The sequence below is a fragment of the uncultured Flavobacterium sp. genome, assembly GCF_963925185.1.
Lineage (GTDB): Bacteria > Bacteroidota > Bacteroidia > Flavobacteriales > Flavobacteriaceae > Flavobacterium.
Window position 1 is genome coordinate 1 of the sequence record NZ_CAWURC010000012.1, and the last position, 18,054, is coordinate 18,054.

Here is an 18,054-nt window from a genome sequence, read left to right on the forward strand (position 1 = left end):
ATTTTGTCTCTTTCTTCTTTAAAATGAAGTCTACAAGATTCTTCACTCCCAAAATTTGCCGTAAAATTGAATAGATTCATCGCTTTTTTTATCAAATATAAGACTTTTTATTTAATTATGGGTGATTACGGACAATCAAAAATAATTTAATCTTATTTAGATATTTATCTAATAACTCGCTTTGTTTAAATTGTATTTTTATAAAGGGTTTAGACACCATCTAAACCCTTTATAATTTTACAATTTACTAATATAACTGCCGTATAAATCCTTGAACTGATAGCCTTCCGTGAAGCGGTCTTTGCTTAGTTTTTTATATTCGACTAAAGCCCAAAGGATGAATTCTTTCATGAAATAACGATCCTCCTTTTCTAATTGTGGTTGGTATTTTTTAATTAAAATATTTAATGGAGTAATACTGTCTAGAATGGTTTTATAGTCCTGATCTGAACAATCGTCCAATAATTCGAAACCACTTTCAGCAAAAAACCATTCTAGTGTATCAGAATAAGGCGTTTTTTCTCCCTGTTTTTCGAGTTTTTCAATTTTTGGAAAATAAGCTGGAAAGAACGTATGAATGGCATCGCCAATTAAATGTTGTGCCACGACGGCCGCTCCCTCCTGCTCGCCTTCATACACCAATTCGACTTTTCCGGTTATGGCTGGAATAATTCCCATAAAGTCAGAAAGGCGCAAAGTAGTTTTATCAGCTCCTGATTTTAAGGCACGACGTTCTGCGGTGCTTAATAAATTTTCGAAAGCAGTAATGCTAAGTCGGGCACTTACGCCACTTTTGTTGTCAATGTATTCGCTTTCACGGGCTTCAAAACTAATTTGTTCTAATAAATCTCTAGCTAAGGAAGGCACGTAAACTAAATCGCTTTGTACATTATCTAGTTTAGCTTCTTGCTCCGTTATAGTTCGGGCGATTTTGATGGTTTCGGGGTAATGCGTCAGGATTTGGGAGCCTATTCTGTCTTTTAAGGGCGTTACAATACTACCACGATTGGTGTAATCTTCGGGGTTTGCAGTGAAAACGAATTGCATGTCGAGAGGCATTCTCAGTTTAAACCCCCGAATTTGAATGTCGCCTTCCTGCAAAATATTAAACAAAGCCACTTGGATTCTGGCTTGTAAATCGGGTAATTCGTTAATGACAAAAATACAGCGATTGGCACGTGGTATCATTCCAAAATGAATCACTCGGTCATCGGCATACGACAATTTCAAATTGGCGGCTTTTATAGGATCAACATCGCCTATCAAATCAGCAACGGTGACATCAGGCGTGGCGAGTTTTTCAAAAAAACGCTCGCTTCGGTGCAACCAAGAAATCGGAGTTTCGTCGCCTTTAGCAGCAATAACATCTTTGGCAAAACGAGAAATTGGATTTAAGGGATCGTCATTAATTTCAGAACCGGCTACAAACGGAATGTATTCGTCTAATAATTCAATCATTTTACGCGCCAGTCTCGTTTTGGCTTGACCGCGAAGCCCCAATAAATTGATATTATGACGCGATAAAATGGCGCGTTCTAATTCTGGAATGACGGTGTTTTCAAAGCCGTGAACGCCTTCAAAAGTAGGGATTCCTGCTTTTATTTTTTCTCGTAGATTATTCCGCAATTCGTCTTTGATACTTTTACTTTGGTATCCTGATTTTTTTAATTCGCCAAGTGTGTTTATGTTATTCATTGTTTGTTTTTTATTTTTATTGTTGTTGTTAGAAATCTAAAGTATCCGAATTTAAAAAGTCAGCCACAGATTCACAGATTAATAAATGTGATTCATCTGAAAATAATTACTGATTTTATAAAATCTCCAAATTTGTATAATTAAAATTCATTTTTAAATTTTAAAATCTGTGAATCAGTGGCGTTTTTTGTTTGCAACAAGATTCTATTTTAAAAGCAGATACCTAGCTCGAACTGACAAACTGCGACTGAAAACTATTTAATACGTTTCTTTCTATTGGTTTCATAATCCTCGAAAATCATTTCGCCCAGTCCTTTCAATCCTGTGTAGAAAGCCTTTCCTTGGTTAGCTTCGGTAAATTTATTCACAAATTGTTGTAAATACGGATCTTTGGCAATCATAAAAGTCGTGATGGGAATGTGTAATTTTCGGGCTTGTTGGGCTTCATTGTAGCATTTATCGACAATGTATTCGTCGAGGCCATTGCTGTTCATATAATACGAACCATCTTTTTCGCGAACACAACTCGGTTTACCATCAGTAATCATAAAAATTTGCTTGTTGGTATTGCGTTTTCTACGTAATAAATCCATTGCTAATTGTAAACCTGCAACAGTATTAGTATGAAAAGGACCTACTTTTAAATACGGTAAATCCCGAATGGCAATCGTCCAAGCATCGTTACCAAAAACCAAAATATCTAAAGTGTCTTTTGGATAACGTGTGGTAATTAATTCGGCCAGCGCCATTGCCACTTTCTTGGCAGGCGTGATTCGATCTTCACCATACAATATCATACTGTGACTGATGTCAATCATCAAAACCGTGCTCATTTGGGATTTATATTGGGTTTCTTCGACAACCAAATCATTTTCGGTGAGCATAAAATCTTCCACGCCGTTATTGATTTGGGCATTTCGTAAACTTTCGGTCAAGGAAATTCGTTCTAGTCCATCTCCAAAATGAAACTCCCGAAATTCTCCGGTATGCTCATCACCAGTACCCGCTTGTTTTGTTTTATGGTTTCCGCTTCCGGAACGTTTTAAATTCCCAAAAATATTATCTAAGGCCTGTTGCCTGATGGCTCTTTCGGTTTTGGAAGTGATGCCTATACCTGATGTTCCATCGTCTTTGAGTTCTTCCCGGATGTACCCTTTTTTCTTTAAATCTTCGATGAAATCATCAATTGTATAATGTTCGTCGGTGAGTTTATATTCCTTATCTAACTCTCGCAACCAATCGATGGCTTCATCAAAATCACCCGATGTATGGGTAATTAATTCCTTGAATACCGCAAAGAGTTTCTCAAACGGAGACTGGAACGGCGCTTCGTAAGTCTTGAAATAAAATCCTTTCTTAATGGTGTTTTTCATAGGTTTTAAAATTACATTATTTTAAAAAGAATGAGAGCAAAACGTATATTAATTTTTAGTTAAACCTTTTTTATAAAAAAATTATATTAAAGATGATTTTAATGATGAAGGCAAAACAACTTCGGAGATTGCTTATTTAGTGAAAAAGCATTGGAAGCGAAATGTTTTTTTTTTTTAAATAATATAAAGAAGCGTTGCGATAACCACCGGCTCTTTTTAAATTTTTATAAAAATAACATAGCCTGCCTATTTATGTTCATTTTATTAACTAAAATTGTAACTTGCTAAAAGATATTTTTTTTATCTAAAATTTATATAAAGCCAAAATTTATGAAAGCCGTTTTTAAATTATTTTTACTATTCCTTTTAACTGCTTGCAGTATTAAAAACATTCCTACCAATAAACCTCTATGGATAATTTCGGCACCTAGCGAAAATGAAATTACAAAAATTGATAAAAACGGAAAAACCGTAATCCCTAATGGTCGGTTTATCACTCCAGCCGGAAACAACATCGTAACTGCGCCACATCCTTATGGATTGACTTTAAGTCCGAACGGAAATGTTGCCGTTACCGCTAATTCTGGCACCAATCCCCTATCGATTACGATTATAAAAAATATTTTATCAAAAAATCCTGAGTTGCGGCAAGTTCCTCCGGGTCCAGCATCTGATAAAGGCATTCTTGCTTCCGTATTTATGGGATTAGCCATTTCGCCCAACAACCAAACCATCTATGTTTCGGGAGGGCAAACCAACAAAATTTATTTGTTTGACGTTAATTCCGGTGCCAAAAAGGATTCTATAGATTGCTCTTCCAAATCTGCAGATGCCGATTATTCCGATGGATACATTGGCGATATGAAAATGTCGAAAAATGGAAAAACACTTTATGCCGTGGATCAAATAGGTTTCAGGATGATCGTTTTAGATACTGAAACCCGAAAACTTAAATATTCAGTTCCTGTTGGTCGTTACCCATTTGGGATTTGTTTGTCGCCAGACGAAAAAAAGGCTTATGTTGCCAATGTGGGAATGTTCGAATACTCCTATATCAAAGACGGAAAAGGAAAAGAGGCTACGATCAAACCCATCAGCTACCCTGCTTTTGAGTATGGTTCACAAGAAATGATACAGGGTATCGAAAAGGATTCTCTATCTATTAAAGGCTTGGGCGAAGTCAATGCCATCGACGCTTTTTCGGTATTTGCAATCAATATCGAAAATTCTCAGCAACCCAAAGTTGTGGCAAAAATAAAAACCGGACATTTAGTTGGAGCATTGGTCGAAGGAATTCCTGCCGTTGGTGGTTCGAGTCCCAACTCGATTGTGGCGACCAATGATTACGTATTTGTGAGTAACGGAACTAATGACAATATTTCGGTGATTTCTATCGAAAAAGATTCGGTTGTTGCTACCATTTCTCTAAAACCAGAAGAAAGGGTGAAGCAATTTCGTGGGGTTATCCCTTTTGGATTGGCAATAAGCCCCGACCAAAAACGATTGTATGTTGCCGAAGCGGGAATAAATGCTATTGCAGTTATCAATGTTGCTGACCAAAAAGTTTTGGGACACATTCCCGCCGGATGGTTTCCTTCGAAAATTGAGGTAAGCAAAGATGGAAAGAAATTGATTATTGCCAATGCAAAAGGTTTTGGTAGCGGTCCAAATGGAGGAGCTACCTATAAACTGACTACTGACGGAAGTTACATTGGATCCTTGATGAAAGGAACCGTCCAAGTGGTAGATATTCCAAATGATCGACAATTAAAAGAGTCAACAGAACAGGTTATTTCTAATAACTTTAAATTTACCGATGCCACAGATCCAATTTTTGAAACACGGAAGAATAATCCAATACCTCTTTATCCCGGAGAAAAAGAAAGTCCAATAAAACACATCGTATTTATTTCGAAAGAAAACAGGACTTATGACGAAGTTTTTGGCCAGATTAAAAAAGGCAATGGAGATGCGACAATAGCGCGATATGGTGCTAACGCCACTTTTACAAACAAAGAAAAAACAGATTCGGTTTCAAACACTACCGTAATGCCGAACCACTTAGCCTTGGCAAAACAATTTTGTATCTCGGACAATTTCTATGTCGATGCTGATGTTTCTGCTGATGGCCATCGCTGGCTGACAAATACGTATCCCAATGAATGGTGCGAAACTGCTACAGCCTCCAGTTATGGAGGAAACAGAACCTTTAAAGAAAATTCAAAAGCTCCAGGTATTTTTGCTATGAATGGAGCGGCGGGCGCTATTTATCCCGAAGATTATAATGAGGCAGGTTCTATGTGGGATCATTTGGGTCGCCATAATGTGGATTTCTATAACTTTGGTTTTAGCATTATGTTCGAACCCGCCCTTTACAAAGCAGAATATAAATACACTGGAATCAAGCAATTTGTCAATTTTCCAATGCCAAAAAATCTTTTTGACCGAACTTCGAAAATATATCCAACCTACAATACGGATATACCTGACCAATTCAGAATTAGCCAATTTATAAAAGAATTTGATTCGAAGTGGATCAATGGAACCGAAGTTATGCCTCCGTTTACAACGGTTATCATTCCTAATGACCACGGAGCTGATGATCGCCCAGATGCGGGATATCCGTTCCGCGAAAGTTATATGGCTGACAATGATTTAGCCGTAGGACGTATTGTAGAATACCTTTCGAAAACGCCGTATTGGAAAAACATGTTAATTGTAATTACCGAAGATGACGCTCAAAACGGAGTGGATCATATTGATGCGCACCGAAGTGTACTTATGCTAATTTCTCCTTGGATAAAAAGGGATTATGTAGGACACGTTCATTATAGTTTTGGAAGTTTGTTTAAATCATTCTGGAATATTTTAGATATGCCATATTTAAACCAATATGATGCTGGGGCAACAGATTTAAGCGACCTTTTTGACACTACTCCAAACTATACTCCGTATCATGCATTAGAAGTAGATTCTAAAATTTTCGACCCTCAAAAAGCGCTAGCTCCATTTGATGAAAAATTTGATTGGAAATCTGTAAAAGGATCTACAGAAATTGATAATGTAGATGATATGCTTCGGGAAAGCAAAGAACAGGATAAAAACCGTTTGGAAAACAGGGAGAAGAAAAAATAGATTCCCCTTTATATTTAGAGCCATTTTATGTGTTGAATATATTATAGGAAAAAATCACTACTATGAAAACAGCAGAAATAGAAATCCCATTTCATCAGTACCCTTGAAAGGAAATTTAGTTGTCCCCAAAAATGCCATTGGAATTATCCTTTTACAAATAAAAAAACAGGCTTTTGATCAATTGGAATCCGTTAAAGAAATGAAAATAGTCTCAGGCGCGACACATCTTTTCGAAGAACCAGGAAAATTAATAGCAGTAGCAAATTTGACTGGTTTATGGTATAAAAAATATTTGATACTCGATTAAAACTGATCTTCAATTATTAAATTATCATCGGTTGAAGCGTTAATTTTTTGGTGTAATTGATTCAATAATACTTGATAATGACTGATTTCCATTAAGTCCTCATCATCATCCGAAAAGTCAAGCAACTCGTCAAGTATTTCGCTAACTTTCAGTAATTTATTGTTGGCTTCCTTGTTTTGTTTATCAGCAATCAAATCAATTATTTCTTGCACTTCTTTTTTTAAAGTGCTAAACTTGTCCTTTTCCATATTTTATGTTATTGCGAGATACAAAGCACTATTATGCTTGCAATCCTATTGTTTATTTTCGTTGAATTTCTTAACAATTAGTTTCAATTTTTCCTTGCGAAGTACTTTAGCCGCTTTTACTTTGTCTTGTTCTTTGTGCAACTTGTCGTTGTGTTTTTTGATATTCCTATCGTTGTTTCTTCCCATTATATTTCTCTTTTTATTTCGTCCAATGTTTTATTGGTGAAAATTAATTCATTAATTATTAGTTTGCGTAAAACATCTAAATCTTCATAGTCAAAATAGTTAGACCAGGAAGTCAGATTAAACAAATTTCTAATTTGTTTTATCTTTTTTGTGGTTTCAAAACTGGTTCTTAATAGGGCTTTATTATCGTAATTTGGATTGTTTCGGTGTTGGTAATTTACGGTTTTATTTTCAAAATTTGCTTCAATATAATACAAATTATCTGTGGTATTATCTGGGTAAAATTCGTTCCAAGAGGCAAAACCCAGTTTAGTTTTTGATGCTGATTCTGGATCTAATGGTTCTAAACGCCATTTACTATTTGCAAAACGTCCCCAATGGTTCGACAATCGATACATTCCTTTTTCGGTGTAATAATAACAACTCCCCGACTTGCTTTCGTATTGCATCATCAATTTTTCAATAGCTTTTGCATTTTCCTCATGAAAAACGCAAAAGGTATTTTTGAAAGACTTAGGATTGGGTCGAAAAGGTTTTTCCATCAAACAAAGGTAATCAGAAAGTAAAGAACTTCGCAATGCAAATAATAATTGATTAACTTTGCGGCTTAGAATTATATTAAAACAAATTGATTATGACCAAGTCTTTACACGAAAAAATGTTGCAAAAAGGGGTTTATACCGGAATAATAGAAAAGGATGAAAACAACAACTTTTTCTGTGGTGAATATTTATTAGATTATAAAATGGCTATGGCCAATCATACTGTTGGTGATTGGATAACCATAAAATCGGTGATTGAGAATCCAAGTGACATAAACTACAATAAATATCCAAAAAAGTCTAAAAACTTTGATAAAGCAAATAACAAGCCTCAACAATAGTACCTTTTTTAGGTTTTAAGACGAATCAAAAAATTAAAAATAACGCTCTTTTTTTATATTTTTTTTTTGTCAAAAACCTAAAATTTAAAAAAAAGTGTACCTTTGCAAAAAATTGTCGATTTTGAAACCGAATTCTATTGATTTCACATTAAAAGACAAGTAGTTACCATATTTATGAAAAAAATAGTTGAATACCGAAAGCTACTAAATGTAGACAAAACTGCTGAATTAAAAGATTTGAAAACCATTTATCGCAATGCGATGAAAGAATCACATCCTGATAAATTTCAAGGAAATGAGGAAGGTTTGAAGGAAGCAGAAGAAAATAGTAAAAAAATTATAGAAGCTTATCACTTTTTGGTAAGCATCAATCCAGAAACTGTTAAGTTAAACTTACCAGAATACACAGAAACAATAGCAACTTCAACAATTTCTGATTATAAATTTGTTGAAGGACGATTAATAATCAATTTTTCTAACGGTAGTGTTTACGAATACATCAGCGTGCCAAAAGCAACTTATGTGAAAATGGTAAATGCTGATTCACCAGGAAGATTTGCAAAAAGACACATTTTAAATTCTTTTACTTGGAGAAAGACTACTAACCAAGATTAAATTTATTGAACCTATCTATACTTACAAGCATTCCGCGTACCGGGATGCTTTTTTGCTTTTATATACAACCCAAAAATATAAAAGTTATCGTAAATCACATGCTGATAAATTTATTTTAATTAACTAATCACACCACAAATAAATTTAAACCTAATTATTATGAATACTAATTACACAAGTCACACTACAAAAATGTTATAGAAATCTTTGATATTCTGGAAAAACAAAGAGCAGAAATAGATTTAAAATTAAAATCAAACGAATTTAATGCCTAATTGCGTAAAATATTTAAGAATTTTAAATTAAATATCCGGTTTACTGAAAAAGAAATTGAACATTGCGAATTACGAATTAAAGAACACAAATTAAAATATAACCCTTAATTAAATTAAATAAATAACTGTAATTCAAGTAGTTGAGATTATATTAATTTTTTGCTTGTTTTTAAAAGCCACTGCCGAGAACAGTGTAAAATAAACTCCATACTATTTATCTGCTTCAATACAAATAATATATTAAAACTATAACAAAAATTTAGGTTTTAAAATTATTGATATTTTATAATTTTAAATACTTTTGCTCACTCAAATCAATTAACTAATTTATAATGAAAAAAATAATTTTATTACTTTCAATTGCTCTAGTTCTTGTTTCTTGTCTAGGAAAAGACGAATACATCATCTCTGGTACCGCCAAAGGAATCGAAAATGGAAAAACAATAATTCTAGAAACGCAAGACCCAAGTGGTATGGGTTTGAAATCCTTAGATACTGTAAAAGTAGAAAATGGTGAATTTGAAATCAAAGGAAAAATTACCGAACCTTCTTTTCATATGTTACAAGTAGAAGGAGCTAATGGAAAAGTACCTTTTATTTTAGAAAATGGAAAAATAACCATTGTCATCGATAAGGACAGTATCAATAAATCTAAAATTTCAGGCACATACAATAATGATGAATTTGTTAAATTTAACGAAGAACTCATTAAACTTCAAAAAAGCTTGATGGATTTCCAAAAGAAAAACACGGAATTAATGAATACTGCACAACAAACTAAAGACACTGCAGTAATCAATAAATTGATGCAAGAATTTGGCAAACTTCAAGAAAGTGTAGGTACCGATTCAAAAAAGAAATATTCAAGCTATGCTGAAACGCATCCTAAATCATTTATTACTGCCTTAATTATTCAAGGAATGATGAACGATCCTGCAGTTGACAGCAAAAAAGTAGAAGCATTATACGCCAGCCTAGATGAGTCGTTAAAAAGCACCAAACCTGGAATAGCAATAAAATCAAAAATTGACCAAACAAAAATGCCGTCAGTTGGAGCTACAGCTCCTCCGGTAGGTGACGCCAAATGAAGTTCAAATTTTTCAGGTCCTAATCCTGAAGGAAAAATAATTTCTCTGAAAAAAAGTTTGGGCAAGATAACAATTGTAGATTTTTGGGCTTCTTGGTGTGGTCCTTGTAGAGCCGAAAACCCAAATATGGTTGCTATATATAAAGAATTTCATGATAAAGGATTAAATATCATTGGTGTATCTTTGGATAAAGATGTGGAAAAATGGAATGAAGCCATAGCAAAAGATAAATTATCTTGGACTCAAGTTTCGCATTTGAAATATTGGGAAGAACCAATAGCAGTTCAATATGGAGTTCAATCCATTCCTGCCACTTTTATACTAGATGCTTCAGGCAAAGTAGTTGCAAAAGATTTAAGAGGCAATGAGCTTCGAGCTAAAATTCTTGAACTTTTATCTAAATAATATACTTGGTTTATACCAATTAAAAAATCTCCCTAGTGGAGATTTTTTTTTTATATTATTCAATACCAATACATTGAAAATAATCCCAAAATTAAGTGCAAATTTAATTTGAAAACGTTTAGCACTATTTTGCTAGCAATGACAAGGTTTTGGGGAGATACTCAAGCGGCCAACGAGGGCAGACTGTAAATCTGCTGTGTGAACTTCGCAGGTTCGAATCCTGCTCTCCCCACGAATAAATAAATCAATTAAGAAAAATGCCAAGTTCACTTGAGCATTTTTTTGTTTGATCTATTTTCAAAGCGTAGCTTTACAGGAAAGACGAAGTCAATCCTGCTCTCCCCACGAATAAATAAATCAATTAAGAAAAATGCCAAGTTCACTTGAGCATTTTTTTGTTTGATCTATTTTCAAAGCGTAGCTTTACAGGAAAGACGAAGTCAATCTTGCTCTCCCCGCCATAAATAAAAAACACATTTTTAAGAAGTTCGCTTCATTAAAAATGTGTTCCTATTTCATTCTTACTTTGTATTTTATTCCAATACAAAACTCACGCTTACATTTGCCGTAATTTCTATTTCTCCAACTGCCAAAGTTTCTCTTGAAGCTGATTCATCCATAGACATTGATTTCATAGCATACATTCTAGGTTGTGGATTGTAGGTTTGAGAATTATCTGATATCAATATTGCTTTACCTACTTTTTGCCCCAAGACCGAAACAAAGTCTTCCGCTTTTGCTTTTGCCTCTTTTATTGCTAATTTTCGCGCATCGGATTGTAATTCCTTCATTTTTGAAGATTTGAATTCTACATTATCAATCCTATTAAGTCCTTCATTAATAGGGCCTTCCATCAATTCATCGTATTTAGCCAAATCTCTCAATACAATTTGAACGGATTTGGTCGCGACATAATTGTATTTTTTTTTTCAAAATCATAATTTGTATTTAAAGAAACACGTTGAGTTTGAAAATCTTCTTGTGCAATATTGGATTTTTTGATGAATTTTAAAATAACTGCTGTTTTTTTGTTGTTTTCTTTTTTAACATCTTCTGCCTTTGTTCCTTTAGATTCTAATGAAATTGAAATTAAAGCTTGATCTGGAGCCACTTTTACTTTTCCATATCCTGATACATTAATCATTGAAACTTGTTTTTGTTCTTGGGAATACGATATTGTCTAAAATAAAAGGGGGATAATTAAAATTGTTTTTTTTCAGTTCACAAAATTTAGTATTTTTTTTTCAATTACTATTGAATTTTGGTGCCAATTATAATTTTCCGAGTTTTGCCATCACAAAAAGAATAACAATAGGAATCGCCAAAAGCACCACCATAGAAGTGTTGTTTACAAGCATATCGGGTTCTTTTATCAAAGTAATCAAATAACCACCAATTGCGCCTCCAAAATGGGCTGTGTGACCAATGTTGTCGTTCTTGGCTTTCATTCCATAAATAGAATATAACAAATAACCGATACCAAAAAGATATGCCGGAATAGGAATCGGGATAAAAAATAGATACAAACTCATGCTTGGGTCGATCAAAATTGCCGAATACAAGATTCCTGTCACGGCACCTGAAGCTCCTATTGCACAATAATTGTAATCGTTTTTGTGCATCAACAAGGTTAACAAACTCCCAAAAGCGAGACTTCCCATATAAATTAAAAAGAAGGAAGCGCTACCAAAAAAGCCAATCACAACGGGAGCAAACATAAAAAGCGTGAACATATTAAAAAACAAATGTCCCATATCTGCGTGCAAAAACCCCGACGTAATTATTCTTAATTGATCACCGGCTCGAATGCTTCCAATGTGAAATTCGAATTTCCTAAAAAATTCCAAATCATTGAATCCTTTATAACTGAATAAAATATTGGCAACAATAATTACTATTAAAATAGTGCTCATAAATAATTTGGATTATACTGTTTTTAATTAATTTACCCATAAAAACAATTCTGAATGGGACTTTTTGGCAAATTTTGATTATTTATTAGATGTCAAACCACTGCTCCACCATTTCTTTTTCGAATGATTTTGCTCTTTTATGGATAAATTCATTCGAATTTTTATTGTAGTCATAATCTTTTGACCATTCTTTGTGGTTTTGAGCCAATGCTTTTATGCTCTCACAAACCAATTTAATTTCCTCATTTGTTGATGTAGGATGAATCGACATCCGAATCCAACCTGGTTTTCTTAACAAATCGCCCAAACTAATTTCATCGATAAGTTGATGTGAAGCTTCTTGATCAACATGCAATAAAAAATGCCCGTAAGTTCCGGCACAACTACAACCACCACGCGTTTGAATCCCAAATTTATCGTTGAGTAATTTCACTCCCAAATTAAAATGCAATTCGTCAATATAAAACGAAATCACACCTAATCGATCTTGATGTTGTGCTGCCAGAATCTTGATATTTGGAATAGTTCCTATATTCGAAAAAATATAATCTACGATTTCGTGTTCGCGTTTCAAAATATTTTCAATTCCCATTTTATCCTTTAACTGAATAGCCAATGCCGTTTTAATAACTTGTAGAAAACCAGGAGTTCCTCCATCTTCTCTATCTTCAATATTATCAATATATTTATGCTCTCCCCAAGGATTAGTCCAAGAAACCGTTCCTCCTCCAGGATTATCAGGAACCAAATTCTGGTATAATTTTTTATTAAAAACTAATATTCCAGGTGTTCCAGGTCCGCCAAGAAATTTGTGTGGCGAAAAGAAAATCGCATCCAAATCGCTTTCTGAATCTTCCGGATGCATATCGATATCGACGTATGGTCCTGAACAAGCAAAGTCCACAAAGCAAAGTCCATTATTTTCATGCATTAATTTAGCTACTTTATGAAAAGGCGTTTTAATACCTGTAACGTTCGAACAAGAAGTTATCGAAGCAATTTTAAAGCCTCTATCTTTATATTTTTCCAATAAAAATTTAAGATTATCAATGCTAAACAATCCTTCTTCACATGACGGAATCACCTCTACATCAGCAATAGTTTCTAGCCACGAAGTTTGATTTGAATGATGTTCCATGTGCGAAATAAAAACTACTGGTCTTTTTTCGGCTGGAATTTGGATAAAATCTTTCAAGTTTTCAGGAACTTTTAACCCCAAAATACGTTGGAATTTATTGACAACCCCGGTCATTCCTGTTCCGTCGGTAATCAAAATATCATTGCTATTTGCGTTTACATGGTGTTTGATTATTTTTCTGGCTTGGTGATACGCAAATGTCATTGCTGTTCCCGAAACTGTGGTTTCGGTATGGGTGTTCGCCACAAAAGGCCCAAAATCGTTTATCATTTTTTCCTCAATAGGACGATACAAACGACCACTTGCTGTCCAATCTGTATAAATAATTTTTTTTGTGCCGTAAGGCGAAACAAATTCCTGGTCTACCCCTATAATATTCTTGCGAAATTGCCGGAAGTAATGTTCTAATGGGGTTGGTGTTTCTTTAATGCTCATTGTATTCAAAATTTAATTTCAAAGATACCCATTTTAGTTATTAGGATTATTAGAAAATTTAAAATTAGTTTGTGAGAATCGTTTAAACAAAAATACCAGAATAACTTATGGGACATTGTCATAATAAATTTACATTTCTTGAATGGCTAACAAAACATGTCCACACCTATTAACTACTTCGACAAATTTCTTGCGGATTTAACTTTTCGTCCTAAATTATCACTCTTGAACTTATTACTAATACCGATGAACTTTATTAAATAAATGAATAATATCAATAAATTACCGGCTATTACCGTTTCGTTTTGGATAATGAAAATTTGCGCCACAACTTTAGGCAAATTTCGGGTGATTTATTATCAATGACTTTAAATATTGGCTATGCTATAAGTTGATGATTTGTATTGACAAAACCATTGAAAAAAAGAAGATTCTACTTTGGAACCTTTGACTCATCAGCATTCTTTGTGTGATACTCGCTATTTTGATTGCAATTTCTATGGTGCGAATTAAACGCAATAATCCAAGTTACTAAAAACAAAATCCTTTCAAAAGATTATTTTTTGAAAGGGTTTTAATTTATAAAAAAGCGGTTCTAAATTCCAGCAACTGCTTTGATTTCGTCAATAATTCTCAAAGCCAAAGCATCGGCTTTATTTTGTGAAGGTGCTTCAGTATAAATTCGAATAATCGGTTCAGTATTCGATTTTCTTAAGTGTACCCATTCATTGGCAAAGTCAATTTTCACCCCATCAATGGTTGTGATATCTTCATTTTTATATTTCTCCGTCATTGCTACCAGAATCGCATCCACATCAATTTGTGGCGTCAATTCGATTTTATTTTTGCTCATATAATATTCCGGATAGGAAGCACGTAAAGCAGAAACGCTCATTTTCTTGTTGGCCAAATGCGTCAAAAATAGCGCCACTCCTACCAAACTATCGCGTCCGTAATGCAATTCAGGATAGATGATTCCGCCGTTTCCTTCTCCACCTATGATCGCATTGTTCTTCTTCATCAAATCCACCACATTCACCTCGCCTACTGCGCTGGCTTCATAATTTCCATTATGATTGTTCGTCACGTCACGCAAAGCACGGGATGACGACATATTCGAAACCGTATTCCCTGGAGTTTTTCCCAAAACAAAATCGGCACAAGCGACCAAAGTATATTCTTCGCCAAACATTTCGCCATCTTCGCAAATAAAGGCCAAACGATCTACATCGGGATCAACGACAACACCCAAGTCGGCTTTTTCTTTGACTACTAATTCCGAAATATCAGTAAGATGCTCTTTTAAAGGTTCTGGATTGTGAGGAAAATGTCCGTTGGGTTCACAATATAATTTTACGACTTCAACACCCATTAATTCGAGTAATTTTGGAATAATAATACCTCCTGATGAATTTACACCATCAACAACAACCTTGAATTTTGCTGCTTTCACGGCTTCTATATCCACTAAAGGCAAATTTAAAACCTCATCGATGTGAATATCCATATACGCATCATTCTCGGTGATTTCTCCCAAATCATCCACATCCGAAAAGTCAAATGCTTCAGTTTCGGCAATTACTAGGATTTTTTCTCCTTCGATACCATTCAAGAATTCTCCTTTTTCATTCAATAATTTCAAGGCATTCCATTGTTTTGGATTATGCGAAGCGGTGAGAATAATTCCACCATCGGCATTTTCTAGAGGAACTGCAATTTCAACCGTTGGCGTTGTCGAAAGTCCCAAATCAATCACGTCAATACCTAAACCAATCAAGGTATTTACCACCAAATTATGGATCATTGGTCCAGAAATTCGAGCATCACGACCAACAACAACCTTGAACTTGTCATTCCGACCTGAGGAGGAATCTCTTCCTTGTTTCAGCCAAGTTCCATAAGCCGAAGCAAATTTCACCGCATCGACCGGCGTGAGGTTATCCCCTACTTTTCCGCCAATAGTTCCTCGAATTCCTGATATAGATTTTATTAAAGTCATTTTTATTTACGATATTAGATAGGTAATTTACGAATGACAAATATAATAAATGACAATTTATAAAAGTCATTTAAAATCCATAGATTAGTCGAATGAATTTTTTAGCACACATATACCTTTCCGGAGACAATGATTTGATGAAAATCGGCAATTTTATGGCCGATGGCATTCACGGAAAACACTTTGATAATTTTCCGATGGAGATTCAAAAAGGAATCATTTTGCACCGTTCCATCGACACTTTTACCGATGCTCATCCTATATTTAGACAAAGCACCAAAAGGTTGCATGCCAATTACCATCATTATTCCGGCATTATCGTTGATATTTTTTACGACCATTTTTTAGCAAAAAACTGGAGCAATTATTCTGATGAAAGATTAGAAGATTATTCGGAACGTTTTTACCAATCTTTGAGAGCTAATTGTAATGATTTGACTCTAAAAACCCAAAAAATGATGCCGTATATGATAGAATACAATTGGCTGCTAAGCTACCAAACGATTGAAGGCATCGAAAGTGTTCTAGCAAAAATGGATAATCGAATGAAATACGATTCGAATATGCGGTTTTCAGTTGTAGAGTTGAGAATATTTTATTCTGAATTTGAAGCAGAATTCACTGCATTTTTCAAAGAATTAATAGTACATTCGAATTTGAAATTACACTCCCTATGAAAAAAATAATAATTCTTGTTGCTTTAGCTATTTTAGGTTGCAAAACAAATGAAAAAACGCTAGAGCCTACAGGTTTAGTAACCCAAAAAGCAATGGTAGTTTCGGCACGTGAAGAAGCTTCTAAAATTGGTTCCGAAATAATGAAAAATGGCGGTAACGCATTCGATGCAATGATTGCCACTGAATTAGCCTTGGCAGTTTCCTACCCACAAGCAGGAAATATTGGAGGAGGAGGTTTTATGGTTTTTAGAAAAGCAAATGGTGAAACTGGTGCAATAGACTATCGTGAAAAAGCCCCATTATCAGCATCAAAAGACATGTTTCTAGACGAAAAAGGAAACGTGATTGAAGGAAAAAGTACCGAGACCGCTTTAGCTATTGGAATTCCGGGAACCATCGCTGGTTTATTCGAAGTAAATGGAAAATATGGATCGATGCCTATGAGTGAAATTCTAAAACCCGTAATCGCTTTAGCAGAAAAAGGGGTAATTGTTACTGAATTTCAAGCGCAAAGTTTGGCATATTATAGGGCTACATTTATTAAAAACAACGGTTTAAACAGCCTTTTTTCAAAACAATACAAGGCAGGTGACACCATAAAATATCCAGCATTGGCAGAAACCTTAAAACGAATTGCCAAAAACGGTCGGGGCGAATTTTACAAAGGAGAAACAGCTCAAAAATTAGTTTCTTTTCTTTCGAAAATGGGTGGAAATACAACCCTTGAAGATTTAAATAAATACGAGGCAAAATGGAGAACTCCAATTGAATTTCAATACAAATATTTGAAAATAATTTCAATGTCGCCACCAAGTAGCGGTGGAATTTGTCTCAATCAAATTATGAAAATGATTGAACCATATGACATTGAAGTAATGGGTCATAACAGCCTGAAAGCCATTCAGCTAATGACCGAAGCAGAACGAAGAGCATATGCTGATAGAAATTATTTTCTAGGAGACCCTGATTTTGTTAAACTCCCAATGAAAAAATTAGCAAATCCGGAGTATTTACAAAACCGAATGAGTGACTTTACTTTCAACAAAGCATCAAAATCATCCGATATTGCTAACGGAAAAATTCAGGGATACGAAAGCAAGCAAACCACTCATTATTCGATTGTGGATGCGGCTGGAAATGCAGTTTCAGTAACGACCACTTTGAACGATAATTATGGTTCAAAAATATATTGTGACGCGCTGGGTTTCTTTCTGAATAATGAAATGGACGATTTTAGTATGAAACCTGGAGTTCCTAATTTATATGGTCTCACAGGAAATGAAGCCAACAGTATCGTTCCAGAAAAACGAATGTTAAGTTCCATGTCACCAACAGTTGTCGAGAAAAATGGCAAACTTTTTATGGTCGTTGGAACGCCTGGAGGTTCTACAATAATTACTTCGGTTTTACAAACGATTTTGAATGTATATGAATTTAAAATGAGTATGCAGGAAGCGGTAAACGCTCCACGATTTCACCATCAATGGCTGCCTGACGAAATCACTTTTGAACCCAATTCCTTTTCTCCAGAATTATTGAAAAATTTAAAGAAAAAAGGCTACACTATAAATGAAACCAATAAGGAAATTATTGGCGAAGTCGATGCTATTTTGGTATTACCTAATGGAAATTTAGAAGGTGGCGAAGATAAAAGAGGGGATAATAAAGCAATCGGATTTTAA

At 34.5% G+C, this 18,054-nt stretch carries 17 protein-coding genes, 1 tRNA gene and 1 pseudogene; 9 read left to right on the forward strand and 10 right to left on the reverse strand.

All coding sequences use genetic code 11. The features are described from left to right. Positions 1-237: 237 nt before the first annotated feature. A complete protein-coding gene (locus tag AABM59_RS03585) occupies positions 238-1,695 on the reverse strand; it encodes a magnesium chelatase (RefSeq protein WP_338407606.1) in 1,458 nt (485 codons plus the stop codon). A gap of 254 nt (positions 1,696-1,949) precedes the next feature. Then, the gene (locus AABM59_RS03590; RefSeq protein WP_338407607.1) at positions 1,950-3,068 is read right to left on the reverse strand and encodes a VWA domain-containing protein; all 1,119 of its coding nucleotides are present in this window, start codon (positions 3,066-3,068) and stop codon (positions 1,950-1,952) included. 330 nt (positions 3,069-3,398) lie between these two features. Between AABM59_RS03590 and AABM59_RS03595 the strand changes: the two genes are divergently transcribed. Next, positions 3,399-6,203 (forward strand): bifunctional YncE family protein/alkaline phosphatase family protein, encoded by a 2,805-nt coding sequence (locus AABM59_RS03595; protein WP_338407608.1) that lies wholly within the window; start codon positions 3,399-3,401, stop codon positions 6,201-6,203. A gap of 103 nt (positions 6,204-6,306) precedes the next feature. Then, positions 6,307-6,510 (forward strand): hypothetical protein, encoded by a 204-nt coding sequence (locus AABM59_RS03600; RefSeq protein WP_338407609.1) that lies wholly within the window; start codon positions 6,307-6,309, stop codon positions 6,508-6,510. Here AABM59_RS03600 and AABM59_RS03605 read toward each other — a convergent pair. Genes AABM59_RS03605 through AABM59_RS03615 form a run of 3 tightly spaced genes read right to left on the reverse strand, consistent with a single transcriptional unit; the run spans position 6,507 to position 7,486 of the window. After that, on the reverse strand, positions 6,507-6,758 hold the full coding sequence (locus AABM59_RS03605; protein WP_338407610.1) for a hypothetical protein: 252 nt from the start codon (positions 6,756-6,758) through the stop codon (positions 6,507-6,509). The genes AABM59_RS03600 and AABM59_RS03605 overlap by 4 nt on opposite strands. A gap of 45 nt (positions 6,759-6,803) precedes the next feature. Continuing rightward, positions 6,804-6,944 (reverse strand): hypothetical protein, encoded by a 141-nt coding sequence (locus tag AABM59_RS03610; RefSeq protein WP_338407611.1) that lies wholly within the window; start codon positions 6,942-6,944, stop codon positions 6,804-6,806. Continuing rightward, positions 6,944-7,486 carry a hypothetical protein gene (locus AABM59_RS03615; protein WP_338407612.1) on the reverse strand — a complete coding sequence of 181 codons (543 nt, stop codon included), beginning with the start codon at positions 7,484-7,486 and terminating at the stop codon, positions 6,944-6,946. Before AABM59_RS03615 ends, AABM59_RS03610 begins: the two co-directional genes overlap by 1 nt. Positions 7,487-7,578: 92 nt before the next feature. Between AABM59_RS03615 and AABM59_RS03620 the strand changes: the two genes are divergently transcribed. The 5 genes and pseudogenes from AABM59_RS03620 to AABM59_RS03640 all read left to right on the forward strand — a co-directional run bounded on the left by AABM59_RS03620 (position 7,579) and on the right by AABM59_RS03640 (position 10,442). After that, positions 7,579-7,827 (forward strand): hypothetical protein, encoded by a 249-nt coding sequence (locus AABM59_RS03620; RefSeq protein WP_338407613.1) that lies wholly within the window; start codon positions 7,579-7,581, stop codon positions 7,825-7,827. 174 nt (positions 7,828-8,001) lie between these two features. Further along, a complete protein-coding gene (locus tag AABM59_RS03625) occupies positions 8,002-8,442 on the forward strand; it encodes a KTSC domain-containing protein (protein WP_338407614.1) in 441 nt (146 codons plus the stop codon). A 607-nt stretch (positions 8,443-9,049) separates the two neighbouring features. After that, a complete protein-coding gene (locus AABM59_RS03630) occupies positions 9,050-9,805 on the forward strand; it encodes a DUF4369 domain-containing protein (protein WP_338407615.1) in 756 nt (251 codons plus the stop codon). An 18-nt stretch (positions 9,806-9,823) separates the two neighbouring features. Next, a pseudogene (locus tag AABM59_RS03635) lies at positions 9,824-10,210 on the forward strand (TlpA disulfide reductase family protein); the annotation flags it as partial. A 151-nt stretch (positions 10,211-10,361) separates the two neighbouring features. Continuing rightward, positions 10,362-10,442 (forward strand) — tRNA-Tyr (locus AABM59_RS03640). A gap of 301 nt (positions 10,443-10,743) precedes the next feature. Here AABM59_RS03640 and AABM59_RS03645 read toward each other — a convergent pair. The 5 genes from AABM59_RS03645 to glmM form a co-directional block, all read right to left on the reverse strand. Further along, on the reverse strand, positions 10,744-11,085 hold the full coding sequence (locus AABM59_RS03645) for an SIMPL domain-containing protein (protein WP_338407616.1): 342 nt from the start codon (positions 11,083-11,085) through the stop codon (positions 10,744-10,746). A gap of 5 nt (positions 11,086-11,090) precedes the next feature. Continuing rightward, on the reverse strand, positions 11,091-11,354 hold the full coding sequence (locus AABM59_RS03650; RefSeq protein ID WP_338407617.1) for an SIMPL domain-containing protein: 264 nt from the start codon (positions 11,352-11,354) through the stop codon (positions 11,091-11,093). 127 nt (positions 11,355-11,481) lie between these two features. Then, positions 11,482-12,123, reverse strand: coding sequence for a rhomboid family intramembrane serine protease (locus AABM59_RS03655; protein WP_338407618.1), 642 nt, complete (start codon positions 12,121-12,123; stop codon positions 11,482-11,484). A gap of 85 nt (positions 12,124-12,208) precedes the next feature. Further along, positions 12,209-13,696 carry an aminotransferase class V-fold PLP-dependent enzyme gene (locus tag AABM59_RS03660; protein ID WP_338407619.1) on the reverse strand — a complete coding sequence of 496 codons (1,488 nt, stop codon included), beginning with the start codon at positions 13,694-13,696 and terminating at the stop codon, positions 12,209-12,211. Positions 13,697-14,291: 595 nt separating this feature from the next. Further along, positions 14,292-15,695 (reverse strand): phosphoglucosamine mutase, encoded by a 1,404-nt coding sequence (gene glmM, locus AABM59_RS03665; RefSeq protein WP_338407620.1) that lies wholly within the window; start codon positions 15,693-15,695, stop codon positions 14,292-14,294. A gap of 92 nt (positions 15,696-15,787) precedes the next feature. On the opposite strand from glmM, the gene AABM59_RS03670 reads away from it, so the two are divergent. Then, positions 15,788-16,372, forward strand: coding sequence for an acyl carrier protein phosphodiesterase (locus AABM59_RS03670; RefSeq protein ID WP_338407621.1), 585 nt, complete (start codon positions 15,788-15,790; stop codon positions 16,370-16,372). Further along, on the forward strand, positions 16,369-18,054 hold the full coding sequence (gene ggt / locus AABM59_RS03675; protein WP_338407622.1) for a gamma-glutamyltransferase: 1,686 nt from the start codon (positions 16,369-16,371) through the stop codon (positions 18,052-18,054). Before AABM59_RS03670 ends, ggt begins: the two co-directional genes overlap by 4 nt.